The organism is Brevundimonas sp. CURTG3B2_SDJG (assembly GCF_057364705.1).
Window position 1 is genome coordinate 1 of record NZ_JBNFOJ010000371.1, and the last position, 2,474, is coordinate 2,474.

Annotated in this window: 3 protein-coding genes and 1 pseudogene; 2 read left to right on the forward strand and 2 right to left on the reverse strand. The window is 68.8% G+C overall.

What is annotated here, in order from left to right; genetic code table 11:
- Positions 1 to 798: pseudogene (locus tag AC2W7C_RS16725) on the forward strand (chromosome segregation protein SMC); the annotation flags it as partial.
- A gap of 59 nt (positions 799 to 857) precedes the next feature.
- Here the strand turns inward: AC2W7C_RS16725 and AC2W7C_RS16730 are convergent.
- Both AC2W7C_RS16730 and AC2W7C_RS16735 read right to left on the reverse strand, forming a co-directional pair.
- Complete coding sequence (locus tag AC2W7C_RS16730) at positions 858 to 1,208, reverse strand: endonuclease domain-containing protein (protein WP_486002391.1); 351 nt, start codon at positions 1,206 to 1,208, stop codon at positions 858 to 860.
- A 123-nt stretch (positions 1,209 to 1,331) separates the two neighbouring features.
- The gene (locus AC2W7C_RS16735; RefSeq protein ID WP_486002392.1) at positions 1,332 to 2,051 is read right to left on the reverse strand and encodes a WecB/TagA/CpsF family glycosyltransferase; all 720 of its coding nucleotides are present in this window, start codon (positions 2,049 to 2,051) and stop codon (positions 1,332 to 1,334) included.
- A gap of 49 nt (positions 2,052 to 2,100) precedes the next feature.
- Between AC2W7C_RS16735 and AC2W7C_RS16740 the strand changes: the two genes are divergently transcribed.
- The coding region (locus tag AC2W7C_RS16740; RefSeq protein WP_486002393.1) for a hypothetical protein at positions 2,101 to 2,474 on the forward strand (374 nt) is incomplete at its 3' end.

Genomic DNA, 2,474 nt, shown 5'->3' on the forward strand with positions numbered 1-2,474 from the left:
GGCGCGATCCGAAGCCGCCGCCGAGAAGCTGGCCGACGCCGAGACCAACGTGCGCGAGACCGCGCAGATGTCGCCCGAGGAGCTGGGCCGGAAGCTGACCGACGACGCCATCGCCCGCCCCCCGGACGCCGCCGGCGCCGAAAGCCTGCTGTTCGGCCTGGAACGCGAACGCGAGGCCCTGGGCGCGGTCAATCTGCTGGCCGAGGAGGAGGCTAACGAATACGGCGACCGCCTGCAGTCGATGAAGGTCGAGCGCTCGACCTGACCCAGGCGATCGCCAAGCTGCGCGACGGCATCGACGAACTCAACGCCGAGGGCCGCGAGCGCCTGATCGCCGCCTTCGACATCATCAACGACAACTTCAAGGCCCTGTTCGAGGCCCTGTTCGGCGGCGGCCAGGCCGAGTTGAAGCTGGTCGAGAGCGACGATCCGCTGGAGGCGGGCCTTGAGATCTACGCCTGCCCGCCCGGCAAACGGCTGGCGGTGATGAGCCTGATGTCCGGCGGCGAGCAGGCGTTGACCGCCGCCGCCCTGATCTTCGCCGTCTTCCTGGCCAACCCCGCCCCGGTCTGCGTGCTGGACGAGGTCGACGCCCCGCTGGACGACGCCAACGTCGATCGCTTCTGCCGGATGCTGGACGAGATGCGCAACCGCACCGACACCCGCTTCATCGTCATCACCCACAACCCGGTGACCATGAGCCGCATGGACCGCCTGTACGGCGTCACCATGCCCGAGCGCGGGGTGAGCCAGCTGGTCAGCGTCGACCTGACCCAGGCGGAGACGCTGGTGGCGTAGCTGAGAGAGTTCCTCCCCCAACGGGGGAGGGGGACCATGCGAAGCATGGTGGAGGGGTCTCACCGCCCCGCGGACCTCCGGATGAATCCCAGCGCCGCGTCCAGATCAGACAACACATCCCGCGCGGCGAGCCGGATCACCCGAACGCCCTGTTGGTTCAGCCAGTCCGTCCGTCGCCGGTCATGCGCGAACCGATCGGGGTGATCGTGGGTCTGGCCGTCGATCTCCACGGCCAGCTTCAGTTCGTGGCAGTAGAAGTCGAGGATGTAGGGACCGATCGGGTGCTGCCGGCGGAAGCGCAGATCCGCCAGGCCTTTGCGGCGCAGGGCTCGCCACATCAGGCCTTCAGGCAGCGAGAGCCTACGCCGGAGTTCGCGGGCGCTCTGGATGGTGTTGTTAGGCGCGATCATGCGCACAACTTAACATAGAATCCGAGTTACCCCCTCCTCGTCGGCGGAGGAACTTGGAACGGGCTTGGGTCAAACGCCCCTCCACCATGCTTCGCATGGTCCCCCTCCCCTGAAGGGGAGGAACTAGGAGCCCAGCACCTCGTGCTTGAGGAAAAGCCCGAAGATCGCCGGTCCCTCGATCACGTAGCGGCGGAACATTCGACGCGGCTGGCTCAGCAGCCGGTGCAGCCATTCCAGCGACAACTGCTGGAAGACCTTCGGCGCGCGGTGCTGGCGGCCGGTCAGGAAGTCCACCGAGGCCCCGACGCACAGGGTCACGCCCGTCTTGCGGCCGGCCGCCTTCAGCGCGTGGGCGAACAGCTCCTGCTTGGGAAAGGAGACGCAGGCCAAGAGCACGTCCCAGTCGGCGCGGGCGGCGGCGTCCACCGCCTCGATCCACGCCGGCGTTCCCGGCGTCAGCATCGGCGCCTCGATGAAGGTGAAGCGCCGGTTCGGATAGCGGGCGGTCAGGTCGTCGAAGGCCTCGCGCGACGGACCGAAGACGCCGATCGTCAGGTCGTGCTCCGCAGCCAGCAGGTCCGCGGTCATGTCCGAGCCGGGATAGACATCCAGCCGTTTGCCGCGCAGCCGGGCCAGATGGGCCAGGATGCGGCTGTCGCAGATCTTCAGATCGGCGTCGCCGTAGACCTCGCGGGAGACGCGGCCGTCCATCAGCTTGATGACGTGATCGACGTTGGGCGTGACGACGAACCCGTAGCCTTTCCCGCGCGCCAGGGCGGCGACCTGGCCCAGCAGGGCGGCGCGGTCTCCGGCGGCGAAATCCAGGGTCATGAAGCGCGTCATGGCGTGGAGCCTACTCGCCGCGCGGTCAACGTCCGGTTACGATCGGCCGATGAAACGCGTGATCCCCCTGGTCATCCTTGCGACGATCTTGACCGCAGGCCCCGCCGGGGCCGAGCCGGCGGCGCGTCAGGACGGGCAACGGTTGGTGCTGACCGGCGTCGGACGGTTCGCGGTGCTGGCGGACCTCGCTTCGATCCGGCCGGACGGCGACGGGGTGCGGATGCGCGCCTTCCAGGTGGCGGAAGAGGATTTCCAGGTCGGCGGCCAGACCTATTGGGGCGGCTGGTCGTGGTGGCGGTTCGACTGCCGCGCCCGCACCGCGGACCGACTGGACTTCGCCTCGGTCAAGGAAGGCGGCGCCGAGGGCCGTCGACGCCCGATCCGGCTCCGGCCTACGACGCGGCGCCCGGCGGAGATGCGGCC

Coding starts and splice junctions, on each gene's coding strand:
- AC2W7C_RS16730 (WP_486002391.1), bottom strand. CDS start 1,208: ATGATCGCGCCTAACAACACCATCCAGAGCGCCCGCGAACTCCGGCGT.
- AC2W7C_RS16735 (WP_486002392.1), bottom strand. CDS start 2,051: ATGACGCGCTTCATGACCCTGGATTTCGCCGCCGGAGACCGCGCCGCC.